Source organism: Draconibacterium sp. IB214405 (genome assembly GCF_033963885.1).
Lineage (GTDB): Bacteria > Bacteroidota > Bacteroidia > Bacteroidales > Prolixibacteraceae > Draconibacterium.
Map to the genome: position 1 here is coordinate 87598 of NZ_JAXBMA010000003.1, position 21572 is coordinate 109169.

The following is a 21572-nucleotide window of genomic DNA, read 5'->3' on the forward strand; positions in this document are numbered from 1 at the left end:
AACAGAAACTAACGCAACGATCCAATTTGCAATTTGAACGAGTAACACTACTTCAGATTGTATAATTAAACGACACTAAAAATTGAAACTTAGTATTATCAATCATATTAAAACTTAACGATTTAAAAGGCATTATTTAGCACTAAATCAATCTATTATGAATAAAAAACTGAACAAAGTAAGCAAACGTCATTTTCTGAGAGCTCTTGGATTACTGATGTTCTTCTTTCTGAGTACAACTGTGCTTTATGCACAAACCGTTGTATCAGGAACTGTTAAAGATGAATCTGGCCCCATACCGGGAGCCAACGTAGTTGTAAAAGGTACTACAAACGGTGTTTCTACCGATGTAAACGGACAGTTTACCATTGGTGATGTACCTGCCGACGGCATTCTTGTAGTTAGTTTTATCGGTTATACACAGCAGGAAGTTGCTGTTGACGGCCGAAGTACCATTGACATTATTCTGGAAGAAACAACTACTGCATTAGACGAAGTAATTGTTGTTGGATACGGATCTATGGAAAAATCGAACGTAACCGGAGCAATTGCCACTGTTAATGTGGCCGACGTAGTTAAAACACCTGTGCCAAACGTTGTGGAAGCACTGCGTGGTCAGGTAGCAGGACTTCAGGTAACAAGAGGTTCGGGCCAGCCGGGATCGGGAGTTAATTTCCGTATTCGTGGTTTAAACTCTTTGGGTGGTGGTTCTGAATCAGTAGGTTCGGCCAACCAGCCAATCATTGTTATCGACGGAGTTCCAATGATAGGTGGAAACTTATCGGAATTAAATCCCGACGACATTGCAAGTATCAACATTTTAAAAGATGCCGGAGCTGCCTCAATTTACGGAGCCAGCGGTGCAAACGGTGTAATTTTAATTACCACCAAAAAAGGTAAGGCTGGTGCCGGAGTTGTTACTGTAAACGCCAACATCGGGATGGTTGACCTTAGCCATAAACTGGATGTTATGGATGTTGATCAGTATATTCAGTACCGACTTGATGCGCAGGTTACTGCAGGAAATACCGGAGCTACAGTAAACAATATCCTCGATGGAAACGAGCTTCGTAATTACATCGCAGGTAAATCTGTCGACTGGCAGGACGAGTTGCTAAGAACCGGATTACAGAGCAATGTAAGTGTTGCTGCTTCGGGTGGTAGCGACAAAGGAACGTATTACCTGAGTGCCGATATGTTTACCGAAGAAGGTATTGTACAGAGTTCGGATTACAACCGTTTTTCGATTCGTTTTAACGGCGATTTTACACCAACAACCTGGTTGAAAGTTGGTGCCAATGTGCAAATGACTAAAAGTTTTGCCGACGAAACTGCCAACGCAATTTCAGAGTTTAATATTAACGGCGGTTTTGCACCGATCCTTCCTATTTTGATTAACACTCCACTTGGCGACATGTACGATGAAAACGGTGATCTGACCTATGTAATTGTTGATGGTCAGCAATTCCAGATTAACCCGTTGTACCGTTACCGCGAATCGGAAATCGACCGAAAAATTACCCGCTCGTACATCAATCCTTATGTTGAGATTAAATTGTACCAGGGACTGACTTACCGCTTGAATACTTTTGCTGAAGACCGTCAGGAATTCTACGGACGTTTCTACTCAAGCGACTATCAGATTCCGGGAGGAAACAACGAAGCGCAAATTCAAAACCAGCACGCCGAAACCTATCTGCTCGATAATATTCTTAGCTATAAAAACACATTTGGAAAACATAGTTTCGATGCAACTGCCGTTTATGGTTTTCAGCGCTACAAATGGGAGCAGTTTAATAAACAAGCCGACAGAATGGCAACTGACTTGTTAAGTTACCACGCCATCGACGACTCGCCAACCGATCGTCAGACATTTAGCTGGGATACCGACGACTGGGGACAGGTTTACCTGGTAGGACGTATTGGTTACAGCTACGACGAGCGTTACAATGCAACGGTTACAGTGCGTCGCGATGGTTCTTCCAAGTTCGGAGGAAACAACAAATACGGGGTATTCCCATCAGCTTCGGTTGCATGGAATATGCATAACGAAAGTTTCCTGGAAAGCAATAAAACGATCGACTTCCTGAAAATGCGTTTAAGCTACGGAACCATGGGTAACGACAGGATCAGAACTTTTGCTTACCTCGATGGCGCAAGCGTTACACGCGGAATTGTTGTTAACGACAGCGGCGAAGAGCAGGAAGTTGTTGGTTACGGTTTCGGATCGCTTCCAAATCCTGATTTGAAATGGGAGGAAAGTCAGCAGATAAATATTGGTGTTGATTTTGGCCTTTTTGACAGTCGTTTAAACGGATCGGTTGATTATTTCAAAACAACAACAAAAGACCTGTTACTGAGTGAAAAAATTCCGATTATTAACGGCGACGACGTGATTTTAAGTAACGTTGGTGAAACCCAAAATACCGGTTTGGAAATAAGTCTTAACGGTGACATCGTTGATTATAACGGATTTACCTGGACAGCTTCAGTTAACTGGTCGAAAAACAACGATAAAATTATTAGCCTGACGCGTGGCGATGTGGATGCCGACGGTAATCCGATCGATAACGTGGCCAACGAATGGTTTATTGGCGAAAACCTTAGCGTAATCTACAACTACGATGCTATTGGAATCTGGCAGCTTGGCGAAGAAGCCGAAGCCGCTGTTTATGGTGCTGAACCTGGCGATATTAAAATCCGCGACATTGATGACAACGGAGTGATAGACCAGAACGACCGTTCGATTTTGGGTAGCGATGTTACTCCTGATTGGTACGGTGGTATCAGAAACACTTTCTCTTTTAAAGGATTTGAATTGGATGTGTTGTTCGAAACCGTTCAGGGAATTCAACGAATAAATAATTTCTATGGATCGTACACAGGTCGTGAAAACGAACTTTACATTAACTACTGGACTCCTGAGAATCCTTCGAACGAGTTTCCTGCAGCAGGTAAATTTACCGGCGACTATGCCACTGCTGTAAAAATACAGGATGCTTCATTCGTAGCACTGCGTAACGTATCGTTAAGTTACCAACTGCCAAGCAGTATTTTGGCAAGAACTCCATTTTCTGCTGTTTCATTCTCAATTCGTGGAAACAACCTGAAATACTGGACCGACTATACCGATGCATATTCTCCTGAAGCTGGTAGAGGAGCTTATCCAATAACCAGAACATGGATCTTTGGAACCAAAATTTCGTTTTAACCATTAAAACCTGAATAATGAAAAAGATTACAAATATAATATGGCTCTTTAGCTTCCTGATCATTTTCTCGAATTGCGACGATGCAATTATTGATCTGGACGAAAGAGATAGATTACCTGCCTCGCAGGCAGTGGCAAGTATCGATGGATTGAACTCTTTAATGTTGCAGGTATATGAGCGTGCACGTTCCATCCACGAGAACAACGAGATTTGCTTGTATAAGCAATGCGGAACTGATATTGTAACAGCAGGAACCCACCTGCTCGACGTGGCCGACGGAGGTATGGAAGCCATGATGTTGTACACATCAAACCTTTCGCCTTTAAGCCCTCAGATCGAGGATATTTTTAATGGTTTGATCGAGTCGATCACTGCTTGTAATACGGTTATTCAATACGGTGGTAATTTTGTACCGTCAACCGATACACAGGCCGAAGAAGTGGATTTTATCATTGGTCAGGCGTACGCTTTACGCGCCTATGTTTATATGGAAATGGTTGTACGTTGGGAAAATGTTGTAATTATTCCCAACCGTCTGGAGCCGGGCGAAGAAATTCGTTACGATGTTGAATTAAGTACTTCGGAGGAAGTTCTACCATTGATTGTTGAAGACTGTGAAAATGCAATAGCCTTGTTGCCAAAACGTTCAACCGGTTTAGGTGTTGGCGATGCGTCGCAAGGACTGGCTTATCACTTATTATCGAAAGCCTACATGTTAATGGGCGATTACGGTGCTGCTGCTTCAGCTGCAGAATCGGTAATTGCTGATGGATCGTACACACTTCAGCCACTTGATTATATCTTTGGCCTCGATGGAGGAAAACAGGGGGAAGAAAGCAACGAAGAGATTATTCTTTCGTGGGTTTTCAACCCGGCAATTTCAAACCGTCCACAGCGTACAATGCAGCAATATGTGCCGCTTTACCGTTTGGTTGACGGACTTACAACTGCACTCGATCAGGGTGGTCGCCCATGGTCACGACTTTCTCCATCAGAATACTACTGGACGTTGTTTGAAGAAGAAGATGGCCGTTTGGATGCATGGCACAAACGTGTGTGGTATTACAACGACGAAGACAACCTGCCTGCAGGAAAAAGTCTTGGCGATCCTGCAACATACGAAGACCTGGTAGCTCAGTTTGGAGCCGATGCCGGACGTCCGTTGCGTTACCTCGATCCAACGATCAATAAATTGTTCGAAGATGGCACGTACAACCGTGAAGTGAATGACGCTGAAGGTTTCAGAAACATTATCGTTTATCGTTTATCGGAAGCCTACATTATTGCTGCCGAAGCGCATTTAAGAAACGGAAACGATGCACGTGCACTTGAATTGATTAATACCGTTAGAGAAAGAGCTTACGGAAACTCAGACCACAATTTCACCAGTATCGACATGGATAAGATTATCGACGAACATGCTCGCGAACTGGGACACGAAGGTTTGCGTTGGGCTTTTATGAAACGTCAGGGATTATTGGTTGAGCGTGCAAATATGTATGCCAAAGATGCCGACAGCAATCCGATTTATATGAAAGATTACCATTTAAGATGGCCTATTCCACAGGCTTTTATCGATTTAACTGGTGTTCAGCAAAACCCTGGTTATTAACAGTTAAAACAATCTATCATGAAAGAATATTTTAAGTATTTAATAATAAGCATCATGGCAGTGGCTGTTTTAACAACAGGCTGCCAGGACGAAGATGATATCTTCGGAAGTGTTACTATAACCGGTATCAGTGTTGAATCGGCGTTTATTAACGATCCGGTCTCAATTGACGGAACAAACTTTAACCTGATAAACTTTGTGTTTGTTGGCGAACGACAGGCCGAGTTTACGCTCGATGGAAATACCGTAACCTTTAATGTGCCTGAAGGGGCTAAAGTTGGTCAGTCAGTAATTACACTGGTAATGAACGATAATTACCGCGAAACTATTGATTTTGAAGTATTGTTACGCCCTGTTCCTGTAATTCAGTCGCTAAGTTCAAATGCGGTTGCTTCAGGTGAAGAATTAGTAATTCAAGGTCTGAGTTTGAACAGCGAATACAGTCCGGAAGTAATGATTGGCGATGTAGTTGCAACAATTAATTCAGCAACACCAACTTCACTTACAGTAGTAGTTCCTGCAGGTTTGCCGGCAAATGAACTGGCCGAAATTGAGATTACAACAATCCACGGTTCTACTAAATCTAATTTTATGTTCTACGCAGGCGAAAACCTGATCACTAACGGCAACTTCGAAGCTGGTGAAGGCGACGAATTTACTAACTGGTCGAAACTAAACGGTGGCGACGGAATGACTGCAATTAGTGGCGATGATGCATATTATGGCAGATCAGTGAGAGTGGTTGGTGCAGCAAGTAATCCTTGGAATACACAGTTCGCTACCGATCCGATTGATGTAGTGGCCGGAACTGAATATACCGTAGTACTTTGGGCAAAAGGTGAAGCTGATGGCGCGGTAATGCGTGTTTCTGTTTCGCAATGGCCTGAAGATTATTTCTATGGCGGCGATGTAAGTATCACAACAGAATGGGCGCAATACACCTGGACATTTACCGGTCAGGAGCTGCCTAACGGAAGTAAAATTGTATTGGATATGGGAACAACAAATGTTCCGTTTGCTATCGACAATGTTACCTTAATTGCCGGTGCAGGTGGTTCTTTAGGAGCTCCTGAATTGTTGACCAATGCAAGTTTTGAAGACGACCTTACAGGATGGGAAACATTAAATGGAACATTTAATATTTCAACAGCTGAAGCTTATTGCGGAAGTAAATCACTGGAAGCAATCGGATCTGGAGGAAACTACTGGGATGTACAAATTGCCTCAAGTGCAATCGAGCTTGAAGCCGGAACACAATATGAACTGGGTTTCTGGGCGAAAGCTGCCGGAGCCGATGGAATTATGAGAGTTTCTTGTTCACGTTGGGCAAGCGGTCAGGCAGACGACTTCTTCTACTCGCCTGATGTTACCGTTGCAACCGACTGGACGTATTACAGCTTTGTATTTACTGCCCAGACAACTTCAACCGGAAATCACCAGATTGTAATGGACTTCGGTAAAACAACTCAAACATTCTATATCGATGCAGTGAGTTTGAAAGAATACGAAGAGCAAACCAGTTTATACGCCAACGGAGGTTTTGAAGAAGATTTAACTGGCTGGGAAGTGTTGAATGGTGCAGCCACTGCAACCACCGACGATGCACACAGCGGATCTAAATCTCTTACTGTTACAGGTACAGGTGGAAATCCTTGGGATGTTCAGATCGCGGCCAATGCAGTTGCGCTGACTGTTGATCAGAAATACAAAGTTAGTTTCTGGGGTAAAGCAGCCGGTCCTGATGGAGTAATGCGTTTATCAGCTTCGCGCTGGGCAAGCGGTCAGGCAGATGACTTCTTTTACTCGCCTGATATTACAATTGCCACCGACTGGACATATTACAGTTTTGTGTTTACTGCAGGGGCTACCTCAACAGGTGATCACCATATTCTGCTGGATATGGGCGCATCAACACAAACATTTTTTATCGATGATGTAGTTGTTACGGAATACGAGAGTCCGTGTGAATAGCTTAATAGATGAGTAAAAAAGGGGAGCCGTTAAAATGGCGGCTTCCCTTTTATCTCAATAAAAAACAATCGACTTGTTTAGAGAAAACAAAAGACAAATACAAAATTTACGCTAGTTTATATTGCCGATATGATGACAATATCTTATAAAAATATCTTGTTTATTTTCTCGCTTTTGCTTTTTGTTGCGTGTGGCGAGAGTAGTGATGAGTTCATTCCCGAAGAGGAAGAAGAGGAAGAGGAGACACGACCAACAAATATTGCTGAATACAATGCCAGCGACGAGGGACTAAAGGATTATTACCTTCCTGAAGAATATTTTCAGATTGGTGCTGCCATCGAGCCGTCGGCAATTACAAATAGCTACGATGTTAAACTATTGAAACGCCACATTAACAGTTTAACCGCTGAAAATGTAATGAAGTGGTCGACATTGCAGGCTACCGAAGGTAATTTCAACTACACCCAAGCCGACAAAATAGTTGCTTTTGCACAAGCTAACGGAATGAAAGTTCGTGGGCATACTTTGTGTTGGCACAACCAGGTTCCATCCTGGGTTTTTCGCGATGGAAGCCAGGAAGCATCGAAAGAACTGGTTTTAGAGCGACTTCGCACTCATATTACAAATGTGGTTACACATTTTAAGGGAAAAGTATATGTGTGGGATGTGGTGAACGAAGCCATAGACGATGGTGGAAGCCAGTATAAAAATACCGATTGGTATCGCATTTGCGGCGAAGATTATATTTTCGAAGCTTTTAAAGCGGCTCGTCAGGCCGATCCCGATGCTAAATTATTTTACAACGATTATTCAGCTACAAGTCCAAATAAACGCGATAAAATCTACACGCTACTCAGTAAGCTACACACCCAAAACCTGGTTGATGGAATCGGGATGCAGGGGCACTGGAATATTGATGCACCATCGAGTAACAATATTACTTCAGCTTTCGACAAGTACGCTTACCTGGATCTGGAAATCCAAATTACAGAATTGGATGTTTCGGTTTACACCAGCGATGCCAATGCCGAAAGTGAGTACACTTCGGATATTGCTTCTCAGCAAAAAAGTGCGTACAACAGGTATTTTAGCTTGTTCAGAGATTATAAAGATAATATTACAAGTATAACCTTTTGGGGAGTTTGCGACAACCACACCTGGCTCGATAATTTCCCGGTAAACAACCGAAAAAATTATCCATTTTTGTTCGATATCAACTACGATCCTAAACCGGCGTATTTTTCGGTGATCGATTTTTAAAAACATTATATGCGACCAAAAAACCTGCTATTAATTGTCATTGCCTTTGGCCTGTTTTTCCCAACAACAGTTTTTGGAAGTACTGTTGCACCGGGTTCAAAAACCACGAAGTATGTGAGTTATGTAAAGGAGGCCAATACTTTTTCATTGTCCGAAAAGAACACGGGAGTTGTTCCGGTGATTATTAGTGCCAATGATTTTGAAGGGGTAAAAATGGTCGCCGAATACCTTCAGGAAGACATTCGGAAAGTTACGGGAACAAAACCGGAACTACTGCAGGATGAACTCCCGGCTGGTAAAAATTTGGTAATTATTGGTACGCTTGGACAGAGCAAGCTGATCGATGAACTGGTTGCAAAAAATAAAATAGACATTGACGATATAAAAGGGAATTGGGAATCGTCGCTTACACAAGTGGTTGAAAATCCGTTTCCAAACGTAGATAAAGCACTGGTAATTGCCGGAAGCGACAAGAGGGGAACCATATTCGGGATGCTCGAATTGTCGCAGCAAATCGGTGTTTCGCCGTGGTACTGGTGGGCCGATGTTCCGGTGAAAAAACAAGAAAATATATTTGTTAAAAGTGGACGCTACATTATTAGCGAACCAAAAGTAAAATACCGCGGTATTTTCTTAAACGACGAAGAACCTGCTTTGGGAAACTGGACCAGAGAGAACTTTGGCGATTTCAACCAGCAGTTTTACGAAAAAGTTTTTGAGTTGATTTTGCGATTGCGCGGCAACTTTCTTTGGCCTGCCATGTGGGGAAAAGCGTTTTACGACGACGATCCGCAAAATGCCGTTTTGGCCGATAAATTGGGCATTGTGATAAACACAACCCACCACGAACCGCTGGGAAGAGCGCATGTAGAGTGGGAGAGATATGGCACCGGCCCGTGGGATTATTCAAAAAATGAGAAGGTGCTAAAAGCATTTTGGCGCGAAGGAATGGAGCGCTGCAATCCCTATGAAAAATTTATAACTGTTGGTATGCGTGGCGACGGCGACGAAGCAATGACTGAAGATACAAACATTGCGTTGCTCGAACAAGTTGTAAAGGATCAGCGAGAAATAATAAGTGATGTAACGGGTAAAAAACCGGAAGAAACGCCCCAGGTTTGGGCGCTGTATAAAGAGGTGCAGGATTATTACGATAAAGGAATGCGCGTTCCTGATGATGTTACGCTGCTATTGTGCGACGATAACTGGGGCGATGTGCGCAAACTCCCTGCGATTGATGCACCTAAACACAAAGGCGGCTACGGGATGTACTATCATTTCGATTATGTTGGTGCCCCGCGAAACTACAAGTGGATAAATGTAACTCAAATTCAGCGTGTTTGGGAACAGATGAATTTGACTTACAGCCATGGTGTAGATAAAATTTGGGTGGTAAACGTGGGGGATCTCAAACCTATGGAATTCCCGATCAGTTTCTTCCTTGATATGGCGTGGGAACCTGAACAATTTAATCCGGATAATTTGCTGGAATACACCAAAAATTGGTGTGCCGATCAGTTTGGAGAACCATATGCCGCTGAAGCAGCAAGAATAATCAATCAATACACAAAATACAACCACCGGGTAACACCAGAATTGCTGAACGCCGACACTTACAGTCTGGAAAATTATAATGAATTCGAGCGGGAGCGAAACAATTATCGCGATCTGGCTTTGGACGCTTTACGTTTGTACAACCTGATTCCGAATGATACAAAAGACGCATTCGATCAGTTGGTGCTTTATCCTACAAATGCTACATCGAACCTGTATGAAATGTATTACGCACAGGCCATGAATAAAAAGTTGGCCGCTCAAAACAATCCAGCAGCAAACGATTGGGCCGACGAAGTGATTAAGTGTTATCAGCGCGATTCGATACTCACAATCCACTACAACCAACAAATTGCCGATGGAAAATGGAACCACATGATGGACCAGGTTCGAATTGGGTACACCTACTGGCAGCAGCCTGATTTTTCTAAGTGCCCCGAGGTACAGCGTGTAGAGGTGAAAGAAATTCCGCGTGAAAAACTGGCTTTTGCAGAGGCTGACGGTTTTGTATCAATCCAGGCCGAGAATTATCAATTGGCAATAAGTAATGATAAAATCAACTGGAAGGTGATACCTGACCTGGGAAAAACAGGATCTGCGATTACAACATTACCACAAAATGTTTACCCGGCAGAAGGCGATGAAATTTACCTAGAATATGCTGTTAAATTTTCTTCAACAGGAGATTGTGATGTAAGTGTGTTGGTTTCGCCAACGTTGAATTTTAATGCCAATAAAGGATTACGTTATGCAATTTCTTTTGATGGAGGTCCGGAGCAGGTGGTAAATATCAATGAAGCATACCGTGGGGAATTGGGACCATGGCAAGCCAATAGAATTATTGAAACAACAACAAAACACAAAATAGAAAATGCAGGTTTGCACCGTTTGCGAATTCGTGTATTGGAGCCGGGAATTGTTCTGCAAAAAATCCTGATTGATACCGGAGGTTTAAAACCGAGCTATCTGGGCGCACCTGAAAGTAAGCAAGTTAAAATTGAGGAATGAGAATAATTCGAATACAATATTGCCTATTAAGTTTAGTACTGATTTTTGCGTTATGCAGAGAAGTAAATGCCGCCATAAAATTGCCGCAACTCGTGAGCAACGGAATGGTGCTTCAGCGCAATGAACCGGTGCGTATTTGGGGGTGGGCCGATGCAGGAGAAAAAGTACAAGTTGATTTTTTAGGTACAGCATATAAAACAACAGCCGACAATAATGGAAACTGGCAACTTGAACTGGCAGCAATGGATGCAGGTGGTCCGTATTCCATAACGATAAACGACATTGAGTTGACTGACATTCTGGTTGGCGATGTGTGGCTGGCTTCCGGTCAGTCGAACATGGAGTTGCAACTCCGCCGTGTGATGGATTTATATGCCGACGAGATTCTGAAAATTAATACCGATCAGATTCGTCTTTTCCGATCATCAACACGCGAAAACGCGGAGAATGAAAAAGGCGATTATCCGGATGGCAAATGGCTGTCGTCAACACCTGAAAATATTATGGAATTTTCGGCTGTTGCCTGGTTTTTTGCGGACAAAATTCGTCAAAGCCACAATGTTCCGGTTGGTATAATCAGCACGGCAATTGGCGGTTCACCGGCCGAAGCCTGGTTGAGCAAAAACACGGTAACTCCTTTCCTAAACAAATGGATTGAAGAGTGTGCACAAGTTGATTCGATGCGTGATGCCGACATCGAAAAGAATGGCGAAATAGAACCATACAACTGGTATGCAGAAGTGAATAAAAACGATCCGGGCACAGGGAAATGGTCGAAAAACGATGTTGATGTTTCCGGTTGGCCACAGATTTCTCTGCCTGGATACTGGACCGATAAAGGCGTTGATTTTTGGAACGGCTCGATTTGGTTTTACAAAGAATTTGAATTGGATGAATCGTTGGCCGGAGCAGAAGCTATTTTACGTTTGGGACGTATAATCGACAGCGATTCAGCTTTTGTAAACGGCACGTTTGTGGGCAACATTACTTATCAATATCCACCGCGCATTTACACCATTCCCGAAGGCCTTTTAAAAGCCGGAACCAATAAAGTTATGGTACGCGTATTTAATCCGGGCGGACGGGGAGGTTTTGTGGAAGAAAAACCATACGAAGTGCGTGTTGGAAACGAAGTGATTGACATGACAGGCGATTGGCAATACCATATTGGAGCTGAGTTAAATCCTCCAAAAACAAATTTTAATTATCCTGGATTTCGTCCAGGAGGTTTGTACAATTCGCTCATAAATCCGATGAAAAATTATACGGTAAAAGGTGTGATTTGGTACCAGGGAGAAACAAATGCCGGACGTGGATTTGAATACCGACAGTTGTTTAAAGACCTTATCGTAGATTGGAGAGATGAGCTAGATAACGCTGAAATGCCTTTCCTTTTTGTTCAGCTGGCAAATCTGGGTCTTCCGAACAAACAGCCTGTTGAAAATGGTTGGGCCGAAACACGTGACGCCCAGCGACAGGCACTTGAATTGCCCAACACAGGAATGGCCGTCGCTTTCGACATTGGCGAATGGAACGATATTCATCCTTTAAATAAAAAAGAAGTAGCACGCCGCTTGTATTTAGAAGCCGAAAGAGTGGCCTATGGAAACAAAGATATTGTGAGTGCCGGTCCGTTGTACCAGTCAATGAAAATCGATGGCGGAAGTATTCTGCTTACATTTTCATCTGTTGGTTCAGGAATGTATGCCAACAGTTTACTCGAAGGATTTCAAATTGCTGGCGACGACGGCAAATTTGTTTGGGCAAAAGCCGTGGTGATGAATAAAAACACGGTTAAGGTATGGAGTCCGGATATCAAAAAACCGGTGGCCGTGCGTTATGCATGGGATGGCAATCCTGCGGGATCGAACCTTAAAAACATAGAAGGTTTGCCCGCCTCACCGTTTACAACCGAAGATTAATAAAAAAAATAAAACCAATAATATGAAAATGAATACACAGAAAATTTCAGTACTTGAAAAAATCGGATACAGTTTTGGCGACCTCGCCGCTAACCTTGTATTTCAGACTTTGGTAACGTTTCTCGCTTTTTTCTATACTGACATTTATGGACTGCAGAATGAGCATGCCTCGGTCATAATGCTGGTAGTGGGATTGGTTGCAGCTTTTGCTTTTAACCCAATCATTGGCGCTTTGGCAGACCGGACGCATTCGAGATGGGGTAAATTTCGTCCGTGGATTTTATTTACAGCCATACCCTTGGGAGTAGTCGCTTTGCTGGCTTTTACAACCCCCGATTTTTCATACAAAGGAAAACTGATTTATGCGGCCGGAACTTATACCTTACTGTTGCTTGCGTATGCGGCAAGTAACCTACCGTATTCGGCGCTTAGCGGAGTAATAACCGGCGATATGTCGGAACGAAACAGTTTGTCGTCATACAGGTTTGGAGCAGTTATGTTTGCCCAGTTTTTTGTGCAGGTATTTATGCTCCCAATTATCTTGTATGTGGGCAAGGGCGACAAAGCAGCAGGAATTGAATCGGTAATGACATGGATGGCCGCAATCGGTACTGTTCTTTTACTGATTACCTTTTTGACAACAAAAGAACGTATTGTTCCAAGTCCTGAACAAAAATCAACATTAAAAGAAGATCTGGGCGATTTATTTAAAAATAAACCCTGGATCATAATGCTAACGCTGACTGTGCTGATTTTTATAACGCTGGCCATGAAAGGCGGATCGTACGTATATTATTTCAATAACTATGTTGACGAAGTGGCACTTCAACAATTTATTCAGCCGATTCTGGATTTTCTTTCAGCAATTGGATTGAACTTTTTTGAATCGGATGTTGCATCGGCAGGTTTTGGATTATTCAATGCGGGAGGAATTGTTTTCTCTATGATCGGTATTGCCGTATCCAGAAAACTGGCGGATCAGTTTGGTAAACGCGACGTGTTCGGAACAACTTTGTTTATCGCCACCTTGTTTATCGCGTCCTTCATTTTATACAACCCAAAAGATGTGCGTTTGATGTTTATTACACAGGCACTGCACATGTTTTTCTACGGAGTAACAACTCCAATTCTTTGGGCGATGATTGCCGATGTTGCCGATTATTCGGAGTGGAAAAACAACCGCAGAGCAACTGCCATAATTTTTTCGGCAATGATGGTTGGTCTTAAAGCCGGACTCGCAATTGGTGGTGCAATTGTTACCGGAATACTTGGATTATACGGTTACATTTCGAAGGATGCAGCAGCGGCAGGTCAGGAAGTTATTCAGCCAGAGACAGTGGCACAGGGTGCAAAAATGCTCGTTAGTGTTTATCCTGCAATCCCTTTTCTTATTGGTGTCGCCTTGCTTTTCTTTTACGAAATAAACAAAAAGAAAGAACTACAGATTCAGAAAGAACTGGAAACCAGAAGACAATAAATAAAATATCGATATCTGTTGTGAAGAAAAAATAAAACCAAAAACCTTTATTATGAAAAAGATAAATCAAATCGCCATAATTATGCTTTTAGCCGGATTTATTGCGTCGTGTAGCAATAGAACACAAACGCAATCGGAAAAACCGGCAACTTTAAAAGAAGCTCTAGCCGGCAACTTTTATATTGGCACCGCTTTAAACGAATGGCAAATTACCGGAAAAGATACAGCAGGAGTTAAAGTAATTAAAGAGCAGTTTAATGCGATTGTTGCTGAAAACTGTATGAAAAGTGAAGAGATTCAGCCTATTGAAGGAGAGTTTGATTTTTCGCTTGCGGATCAGTTTGTCGATTTTGGCGAACAAAACGATAAGTTTATTACCGGCCACTGTCTGATCTGGCACTCGCAGGCACCAAGTTGGTTTTTCAGCGATGAAAATGGTGAAGATGTTTCGCGCGAGGTGATGGTCGAACGAATGAAAAATCACATTTATACCGTGGTTGGCCGTTATAAAGGCCGCATAAAAGGCTGGGATGTGGTGAATGAAGCTTTCCTGGAAGACGGTAGCTGGCGTACCAGTAAATTCTACCAGATAGTTGGAGAAGACTTTATAAAGCTGGCCTTTCAGTTTGCAAATGAAGCCGATCCGGATGCCGAATTGTATTATAACGATTATAATGAGTGGTATCCGGGACGACGCGACGCTGTGGTTCAAATGGTGCGCGATTTTAAGGCCGAAGGAATTCGCATTGATGGTATTGGAATGCAGGGACATATTGGAATGGACGGTCCTTCGATTGACGAGTACGAAGAAGCTATTAACGCTTATGCCGCCGAAGGGATGAAAGTGATGATTACCGAGCTTGATATGTCCATTTTACCACAACCGCGACACGATGTTGGTGCCGATATTTCAACCAGTTTTGAATACCAGCAGCAGCTAAATCCCTACACGGCGGGTCTTCCGCATAACGAAATGGAAGTGTGGGATATGCGCATGCTCGATTTCTTTCGATTGTTTCTGAAACACTCCGATGTAATTTCACGTGTTACACTTTGGGGAGTATCCGACGCAACATCATGGAAAAACGGTTTCCCGGTACCGGGACGTACCGATTATCCGCTCTTGTTCGATCGTAATTATCAACCAAAAAGTATAGTTCCAAAAATAATCGGAGAAGCTGCAAAAACAGAACATATTGATTAGTTAGTTTAGATAGTTAGTTAGTATTCCGGGGGTTGCAGAGTAGAGTAACTCCCGGGATTTTTTTATTTTATTTAAAAGATTTTAGAAAATGAAGAAAGCGAGATACCTTGTAAACGACCTATATACTGCCGATCCGGCAGTTCATGTTTTTAACGGGAAAATTTACATTTACCCTTCGCACGATGTTGAATCGGGTATTCCCGAAAACGATTTGGGCGACCATTTTGATATGCGCGATTACCATGTTTATTCTATGGATGATATCGACGGAGAAGCTACTGATCATGGCGTGGTTTTAGATGTAAAAGACATTCCTTGGTCGGGGCGCCAGCTGTGGGACAGCGACTGTGCCTTTAAAAACGGAAAATATTACCTCTATTTTCCGCTAAAAGATCAAACAGACATTTTCCGGATTGGTGTGGCGATCAGCGACAAACCTGAAGGACCGTTTGTACCACAGGAAGCGCCAATGAAAGGTAGTTACTCCATCGACCCGTGTGTTTTTGAGGACGAAGATGGCAGTTTTTATATGTATTTTGGTGGTTTATGGGGCGGCCAGTTGCAGCGTTACCGCGATAATAAAGCCATTGAATGTGGCCAAGAACCTGCCGACGATGAGCAGGCATTACCTGCACGTATTGCCAAATTAAGCGACGATATGCTGGAATTCGGCGAAGAACCAAAAGCGCTGGTTATTCTGGATGAAAATGGCGAGCCGATAAAAGCCGGCGATCACGACCGACGTTTCTTCGAAGCCTCGTGGATGCACAAATACAAGGGTAAATACTATTTCTCGTATTCCACCGGCAACACGCACAAATTGTGCTACGCCATTGGCGATAATCCTTATGGTCCGTTTACTTACCAGGGTGTAATTTTAACGCCGGTTGTGGGTTGGACAACACATCACTCCATTATTGAATTTAAAGGAAAATGGTACCTGTTCCATCACGATTGTGTACCTTCAAATGGCAAAACCTGGTTGCGAAGTATGAAGGTTGTGGAGCTGGAGTACGATGCCGACGGGAAAATTATTACTATTGAAGGAACAGCGGAATAAAAATAATCAGAAAAGAAATGTTTAGTTTAAAAGATAAGGTTGCTATAGTAACCGGCGGAGGTGGAGTTTTGGGTGGAAGTATCGCCCGCAGTTTAATCGAGGCAGGCGTAAAAGTTGCTATTCTCGATATTCGCGAGGAAAATGTAAATAACCGGGTTGAAGAACTAAAACAAATTGGAGGTGAAGCGCTAGGTATTGTTTCAAGTGTTTTGAACATGAGTGAGTTAAAACAAACTCGCGAAACGATACTGGAAAAATGGGGACAGATTGATATTCTGATAAACGCTGCCGGAGGAAATCTTCCTGGTGCTACATTAACCGAGGAGCAAACTGTTTTTGACATGAAAATCGAGGACTTCGAACGCGTTAATGATTTAAATATGAACGGAACGGTTTATCCAAGTCTGGTATTTGGAGAAGCTATGGCAAAACGAGGAGAGGGAAGTATTATCACCATTTCGTCGATGGCAACTTACTCAGCAATTACAAGGGTGTTGGGTTATTCTACAGCCAAAACGGCCATTAATATTTTCACCCAGTGGATGGCGATGGAAATGGCCACCAAATTCAGCGAAAGAATACGGGTAAATGCGATTGCTCCGGGCTTTTTTATTGGCGACCAAAACCGAAATGTGTTGATCAATCCCGACGGGTCGTATACCGAGCGCAGCAAAAAAGTGCTGGCCCGCACACCGATGGGACGTTTTGGCGACATCAAAGAGTTAAACGGTGCCGTACAGTTTTTATGCTCCGAAGCCGCATCATTTATAACCGGAGTAATTCTTCCTGTTGATGGAGGTTTTAGCTCGTTTAGCGGAGTTTAAATTGAACCTGACAGTTTACTTACTTGTTTTAGAGATAGAATAAAAAGTGGTGTGCCTCCTTTGGCATAACCACTTTAGTTTTTGAACGACCTTATAATAGATACATAAATGGCTTTAGAGAAAACGTGGCGTTGGTTTGGGGAGAAAGATCTTGTAACGCTTGATGATTTGCAACAAATGGGAGTGGAAGGAGTTGTTACTGCTCTGCATCATATTCCCAATGGTGAGGTTTGGCCGGTTGAAGAAATTCTGAAAGTAAAGTCGGCTATCGAAAAGCGGGGAATGCGTTGGAGTGTAGTAGAGAGTCTTCCTGTTTCTGAGGGAATAAAAATCTGCTCAAGCGACCGCGAACGTTTAATTGCCAATTACCAACAATCCGTTCGTAACCTTGGCGAATGCGGTATTGATACCATTTGCTACAATTTTATGCCGGTTCTGGACTGGGCCCGCACCGACCTGCATTTTAAACTTAAAAATGGGGGAGAATCGATGTATTTCGATTTCCCGACATTTGTGGCTTTTGATGTTTTTATTCTAAAACGACCGGGTGCAGCAGACGATTATCCAGCGGATATCGTTGAAAAAGCCAAAACGGTTTTTGAGGAGATGACGGAACAGGAAGCAGAAGAACTGGCCTACAACATCATTGTTGTCACTCAGGGTTTTATCGACGGAGTGGTTGATGGTTCAGTTGCCGATCCTAAAGCCCTTTTTCTGGAGTTTATCGATCGTTACAAAAGCATTGGGAAGGAACAGTTGCGGAACAACTTAAAAGCCTTTCTAAACGATATAATTCATGTTGCCGAAGAAGCTGGTGTAAAACTTGCAATTCATCCTGACGATCCGCCGTTTCCGGTACTGGGAATACCACGGATTATTGGTCAGTTGAATGATTACGAATGGCTTTTTAACGCTAATACTTCGCCAAACAATGGTGTAACATTCTGTGCCGGATCGTTATCGGCAAGAAAGGAAAATGATTTGCAGGAAATTATTGAAAAAACCTGCGACCGAATTCATTTTGTGCATTTGCGAAATACTTTGTTACTTGAAGATGGAAGTTTTTACGAATCGGGGCATTTAAGCGGATCTCAGAATATGATGAAAATAATGTACGCCCTGATTAAAGAGCAGAAACGTAGAATAAAAGCAGGCAGAAGCGATGTTAAAATGCCAGTACGCCCCGATCACGGTATTCGAATTATGGATGACTACAAACACGATTACAATCCCGGATATCCGCTTATTGGCCGTTTAAAAGGTCTTGCCGAATTGGACGGACTCATGCACGGAATTGAGTTTATGTTGGCGGAATAATTCTCACTACTATTAAAATACAAAAGCTCAATAATCTACTGATTATCAAGCTTTGTCTCTGTCGGGATGACAGGATTTGAACCTGCGACCCCGTCGTCCCGAACGACGTACGCTACCGGACTGCGCTACATCCCGAATAAGGTTGCTAATTTAAGTAAAAATTAAAATAATTGTCTTGCGTTGGAAAAGAAAAAATGTTCGCAATTATTCTGAATTACAATTCGTATTTTGAGCATGAGTTCAACAACTTTAGTATGACAGATTTTAAAAAAGTAGAAATGAGTGTGATCGGCACAATTTCTACACCACATAAAACACTTTCTAATATTCCAATTCAGTCGGTTGGGGCAGAAGAGTTTATTGGAATAATAGAACTTGAGCCGCATTTAACCGATGCGTTGGATGGGTTGGAAGGCTTTTCAAATTTGATATTGTTGTATCATTTGCACTTATCAAAAGGGTATAAAACCAGGGTAACACCATTTATGGATGATAAAGAACACGGATTGTTTGCCACACGCTCGCCAAAACGTCCGTCGCCCATTGGAATGTCAACCGTGGAGTTGCTAAAAATTGAGGGAAACAAAATCTGGTTTAAAGGTGCTGATATGTTGGACGGAACTCCGTTGATCGATATCAAACCCTTTTTTCGGCAGGTAGATAATAGGCCCAATGCAGTTAGCGGCTGGCTGGATGCAAAAGACGATGACCTGCCAACAAAACACCGTTCGGACGATCGGTTTGTTTAATTCTTTTACTTGTCCTTTTTCTTAAAAATACCTTTGATCTTTTTCCAAATCTGACCTTTATCGTCGTCAGCCGGTTTGGCATTGGGGCGATTTTTTAAATCTTCAGATTTTTTCTTTCCGAAAATGCTGGCAAAATTAAATTCATGCTTATCAATTTCCAGCATTTCTTTAAACGACGGCTCATTTAACATGGCCAGCAATTCAGGCTCCGGATCACGAAAAGTACTGTATTTTAAATGCTCAAACTTTTTGTCGCGATATGTTTTGTAAAAAAACTTCCCAACGATTGGCATGGCCATATAAGCACCCTGTCCGTAGGTTGTTGTTCTGAAATGAACGCGGGGATCATCAGCTCCAACCCAACATCCTGTCACCAATTCAGGTGTGAGGCCGATAAACCATCCATCCGAATTATTCTGTGTGGTTCCGGTTTTACCTGCAAACTCTCCTGGAATTTTATAAACCGTACGAATTCCCCTTCCGGTACCTTCATCAACAACGGCTTCCATCATATTAATTACCGCCCTGCAATTTTCAGGCGATACCACCGGATCGTCAGAAAGTTCGTAATTAAACGTTTCCAGTATTTTACCGTTTTTATCGGCTATTTGTAACAGGTAATTCGATTTTACAGGTCGGCCATCGTTTACAATTCCGGCAAAGGCTTCAACCATCTCTTTTAACGAAACAGAGGCCACTCCAAGTGCCAGTGAGGGATAATCCGGCAACTCGGCCGAAATACCCAGCTTTTCTGCAATCTCAATGGTTTCGTCGATACCGGCTTCCAGCAAGACTTCTACCGACACCGTGTTCAGCGACTTTGCCAGAGCACCTTTCATACTGTAAAATCCACCGTAGTCATCGTGCGAATTTCGCGGAGCCCAGTCGTTATATTCGGTGTAAACTTTGTGTTGATTTACAAAGTAAGCATCGGCCGGAATATCTTCTTCAAGAGCTGTCAGGTATACAAATGGTTTAAAGGTAGAACCGGTTTGTCGTGGTGCGGTTACGTGGTCGTATTGAAAGAAGCGGTAATCGATTCCGCCCACCCAGGCTTTTAACTGCGCGCTGTGTGGATCAATTGCAATAAAACCGGCGTTCAATAGCTTTAAATAATGTTTTAACGAATCCAGACGCGAAACTTCCATACTTTCAACACCATCCCACGAAAACAGCGTGGCATGTGTTTTTTCCGAATATTTTTTCAACTCTTCAGAATACGAAGCACCACTGGTGTTTTGGTTTTGAATGGCACTTCTCAGAATCTCCGGATTTTCTTTGAAAATATCTCTCGATTTCCAGTGGTTGTCAAAAACCTGCTGGAGATTTTTCATGTACTCCTTTACCGATTGTTGCGCATAACGTTGAAGGTTATAATCGATTGTGGTAGTAATCTTTAAACCGTCGGTGTACAGGTTGTAGGGCTCTCCGTTTTCATTCGTATTATCTTCGCACCATTCCAATAATTCCGGTCTTAATTTTTCAAGAAAATACGGAGCAGGTCCCTGGTTGTACGATATCAAACGGTAATGTATACCCAATGGTTTCTCCTTGTATTTTTCGGCATCTGCGGCATTCAGGTAGTCATTTTTCACCATGAGGTCGATCACCACATTCCGTCTGCCGGTTGCACGATCCGGGTGGGTTCGCGGGTTGTAATAATTGTTGGCTTTTAGCATTCCAACCAACACTGCAGCTTCGTGCACATCCAGACTTTTAGGCGATTTGGAAAAGAAACGCTCAGCAGCAACTTCAATTCCGTATACATTTTCGGCAAAAGGAACGGTATTCAGGTACAAAGCCAAAATCTCCTGTTTGCTGTAAATACGCTCTAAACGATAAGCAATTATTGCTTCACGAAGTTTATTTACCGGCATCGATAAAGGGCCGTAATCAACACGCGGAAACAGGTTCTTAGCAATTTGCTGACTAATTGTACTTCCGCCACCCGCTGCATCGTTACGCATTAAAATAGACTTTACCAGCACCCTGGCAAGAGCAATTTCGTCAATTCCACGGTGTTCGTAAAACCGCGAATCTTCAGTTGCAATCAATGCGTTAATTACGTTTGGCGATATCTCATCAAAAGTTGCATAACTCCGGTTCTCAACGTAATAGCGCCCGAGTATTTTCCCGTCGATGGAGTAAACTTCCGAAGCCAGCGGATTATTGATCTGATGTAATTGCGATTTTGAAGGAACAGGACCTAAAACGCCCAGAAATACCAGAACAAAGAAAAGACAGCCCAGTAAAAAGACGACTATTCCGGCTTTAAAAATAAAGCTCAGAATGGGATATTTTTTCTTCGATTTTTTTGAATTGCCTTTTTTTCGGCTCACCGGTTTTTTGGTCCGGGAAGTTGTATTTGTATTCTTTTTTGCCACCTGACAAAAGTATTATTT

Annotated in this window: 13 protein-coding genes and 1 tRNA gene; 12 read left to right on the forward strand and 2 right to left on the reverse strand. The window is 42.7% G+C overall.

Features of this window, described 5'->3' with window-relative positions; all coding sequences use genetic code 11:
- The first annotated feature begins 157 nt into the window (after window positions 1-157).
- The 11 genes from SLH46_RS10410 (at window position 158) to uxuA (ending at window position 18421) form a co-directional block, all read left to right on the forward strand.
- The gene (locus SLH46_RS10410) at window positions 158-3211 is read left to right on the forward strand and encodes a SusC/RagA family TonB-linked outer membrane protein (RefSeq protein ID WP_320281123.1); all 3054 of its coding nucleotides are present in this window, start codon (window positions 158-160) and stop codon (window positions 3209-3211) included.
- 17 nt (window positions 3212-3228) lie between these two features.
- Entirely contained in the window at window positions 3229-4824 is a 1596-nt protein-coding gene (locus tag SLH46_RS10415; protein ID WP_320281124.1) for a RagB/SusD family nutrient uptake outer membrane protein, read from the forward strand.
- Window positions 4825-4842: 18 nt separating this feature from the next.
- Entirely contained in the window at window positions 4843-6795 is a 1953-nt protein-coding gene (locus tag SLH46_RS10420; RefSeq protein WP_320281125.1) for a carbohydrate binding domain-containing protein, read from the forward strand.
- Between the two features lie 129 nt (window positions 6796-6924).
- Entirely contained in the window at window positions 6925-8055 is a 1131-nt protein-coding gene (locus tag SLH46_RS10425) for an endo-1,4-beta-xylanase (protein WP_320281126.1), read from the forward strand.
- Between the two features lie 9 nt (window positions 8056-8064).
- A complete protein-coding gene (locus tag SLH46_RS10430; protein WP_320281127.1) occupies window positions 8065-10617 on the forward strand; it encodes a glycosyl hydrolase 115 family protein in 2553 nt (850 codons plus the stop codon).
- Window positions 10614-12539 (forward strand): sialate O-acetylesterase, encoded by a 1926-nt coding sequence (locus tag SLH46_RS10435; protein WP_320281128.1) that lies wholly within the window; start codon window positions 10614-10616, stop codon window positions 12537-12539. Before SLH46_RS10430 ends, SLH46_RS10435 begins: the two co-directional genes overlap by 4 nt.
- A gap of 28 nt (window positions 12540-12567) precedes the next feature.
- A complete protein-coding gene (locus SLH46_RS10440) occupies window positions 12568-14016 on the forward strand; it encodes an MFS transporter (RefSeq protein WP_320281129.1) in 1449 nt (482 codons plus the stop codon).
- Window positions 14017-14068: 52 nt separating this feature from the next.
- Window positions 14069-15220: an endo-1,4-beta-xylanase gene (locus tag SLH46_RS10445; RefSeq protein ID WP_320281130.1), complete on the forward strand. Its 1152-nt coding sequence runs from the start codon at window positions 14069-14071 to the stop codon at window positions 15218-15220.
- 88 nt (window positions 15221-15308) lie between these two features.
- Window positions 15309-16280, forward strand: coding sequence for a glycoside hydrolase family 43 protein (locus SLH46_RS10450; RefSeq protein WP_320281131.1), 972 nt, complete (start codon window positions 15309-15311; stop codon window positions 16278-16280).
- Window positions 16281-16297: 17 nt separating this feature from the next.
- The gene (locus SLH46_RS10455) at window positions 16298-17104 is read left to right on the forward strand and encodes an SDR family oxidoreductase (protein WP_320281132.1); all 807 of its coding nucleotides are present in this window, start codon (window positions 16298-16300) and stop codon (window positions 17102-17104) included.
- Between the two features lie 108 nt (window positions 17105-17212).
- Window positions 17213-18421 (forward strand): mannonate dehydratase, encoded by a 1209-nt coding sequence (gene uxuA / locus SLH46_RS10460; RefSeq protein WP_320281133.1) that lies wholly within the window; start codon window positions 17213-17215, stop codon window positions 18419-18421.
- 61 nt (window positions 18422-18482) lie between these two features.
- On the opposite strand, the gene SLH46_RS10465 is transcribed toward uxuA, so the two are convergent.
- Window positions 18483-18556 (reverse strand) — tRNA-Pro (locus SLH46_RS10465).
- Between the two features lie 119 nt (window positions 18557-18675).
- On the opposite strand from SLH46_RS10465, the gene tsaA reads away from it, so the two are divergent.
- Window positions 18676-19170, forward strand: a complete 495-nt coding sequence (gene tsaA / locus SLH46_RS10470; RefSeq protein ID WP_320281134.1) for a tRNA (N6-threonylcarbamoyladenosine(37)-N6)-methyltransferase TrmO — start codon at window positions 18676-18678, stop codon at window positions 19168-19170.
- Window positions 19171-19175: 5 nt separating this feature from the next.
- Here tsaA and SLH46_RS10475 read toward each other — a convergent pair whose 3' ends face one another.
- A complete protein-coding gene (locus SLH46_RS10475; protein WP_320281135.1) occupies window positions 19176-21509 on the reverse strand; it encodes a penicillin-binding protein 1A in 2334 nt (777 codons plus the stop codon).
- Window positions 21510-21572: the final 63 nt, after the last annotated feature.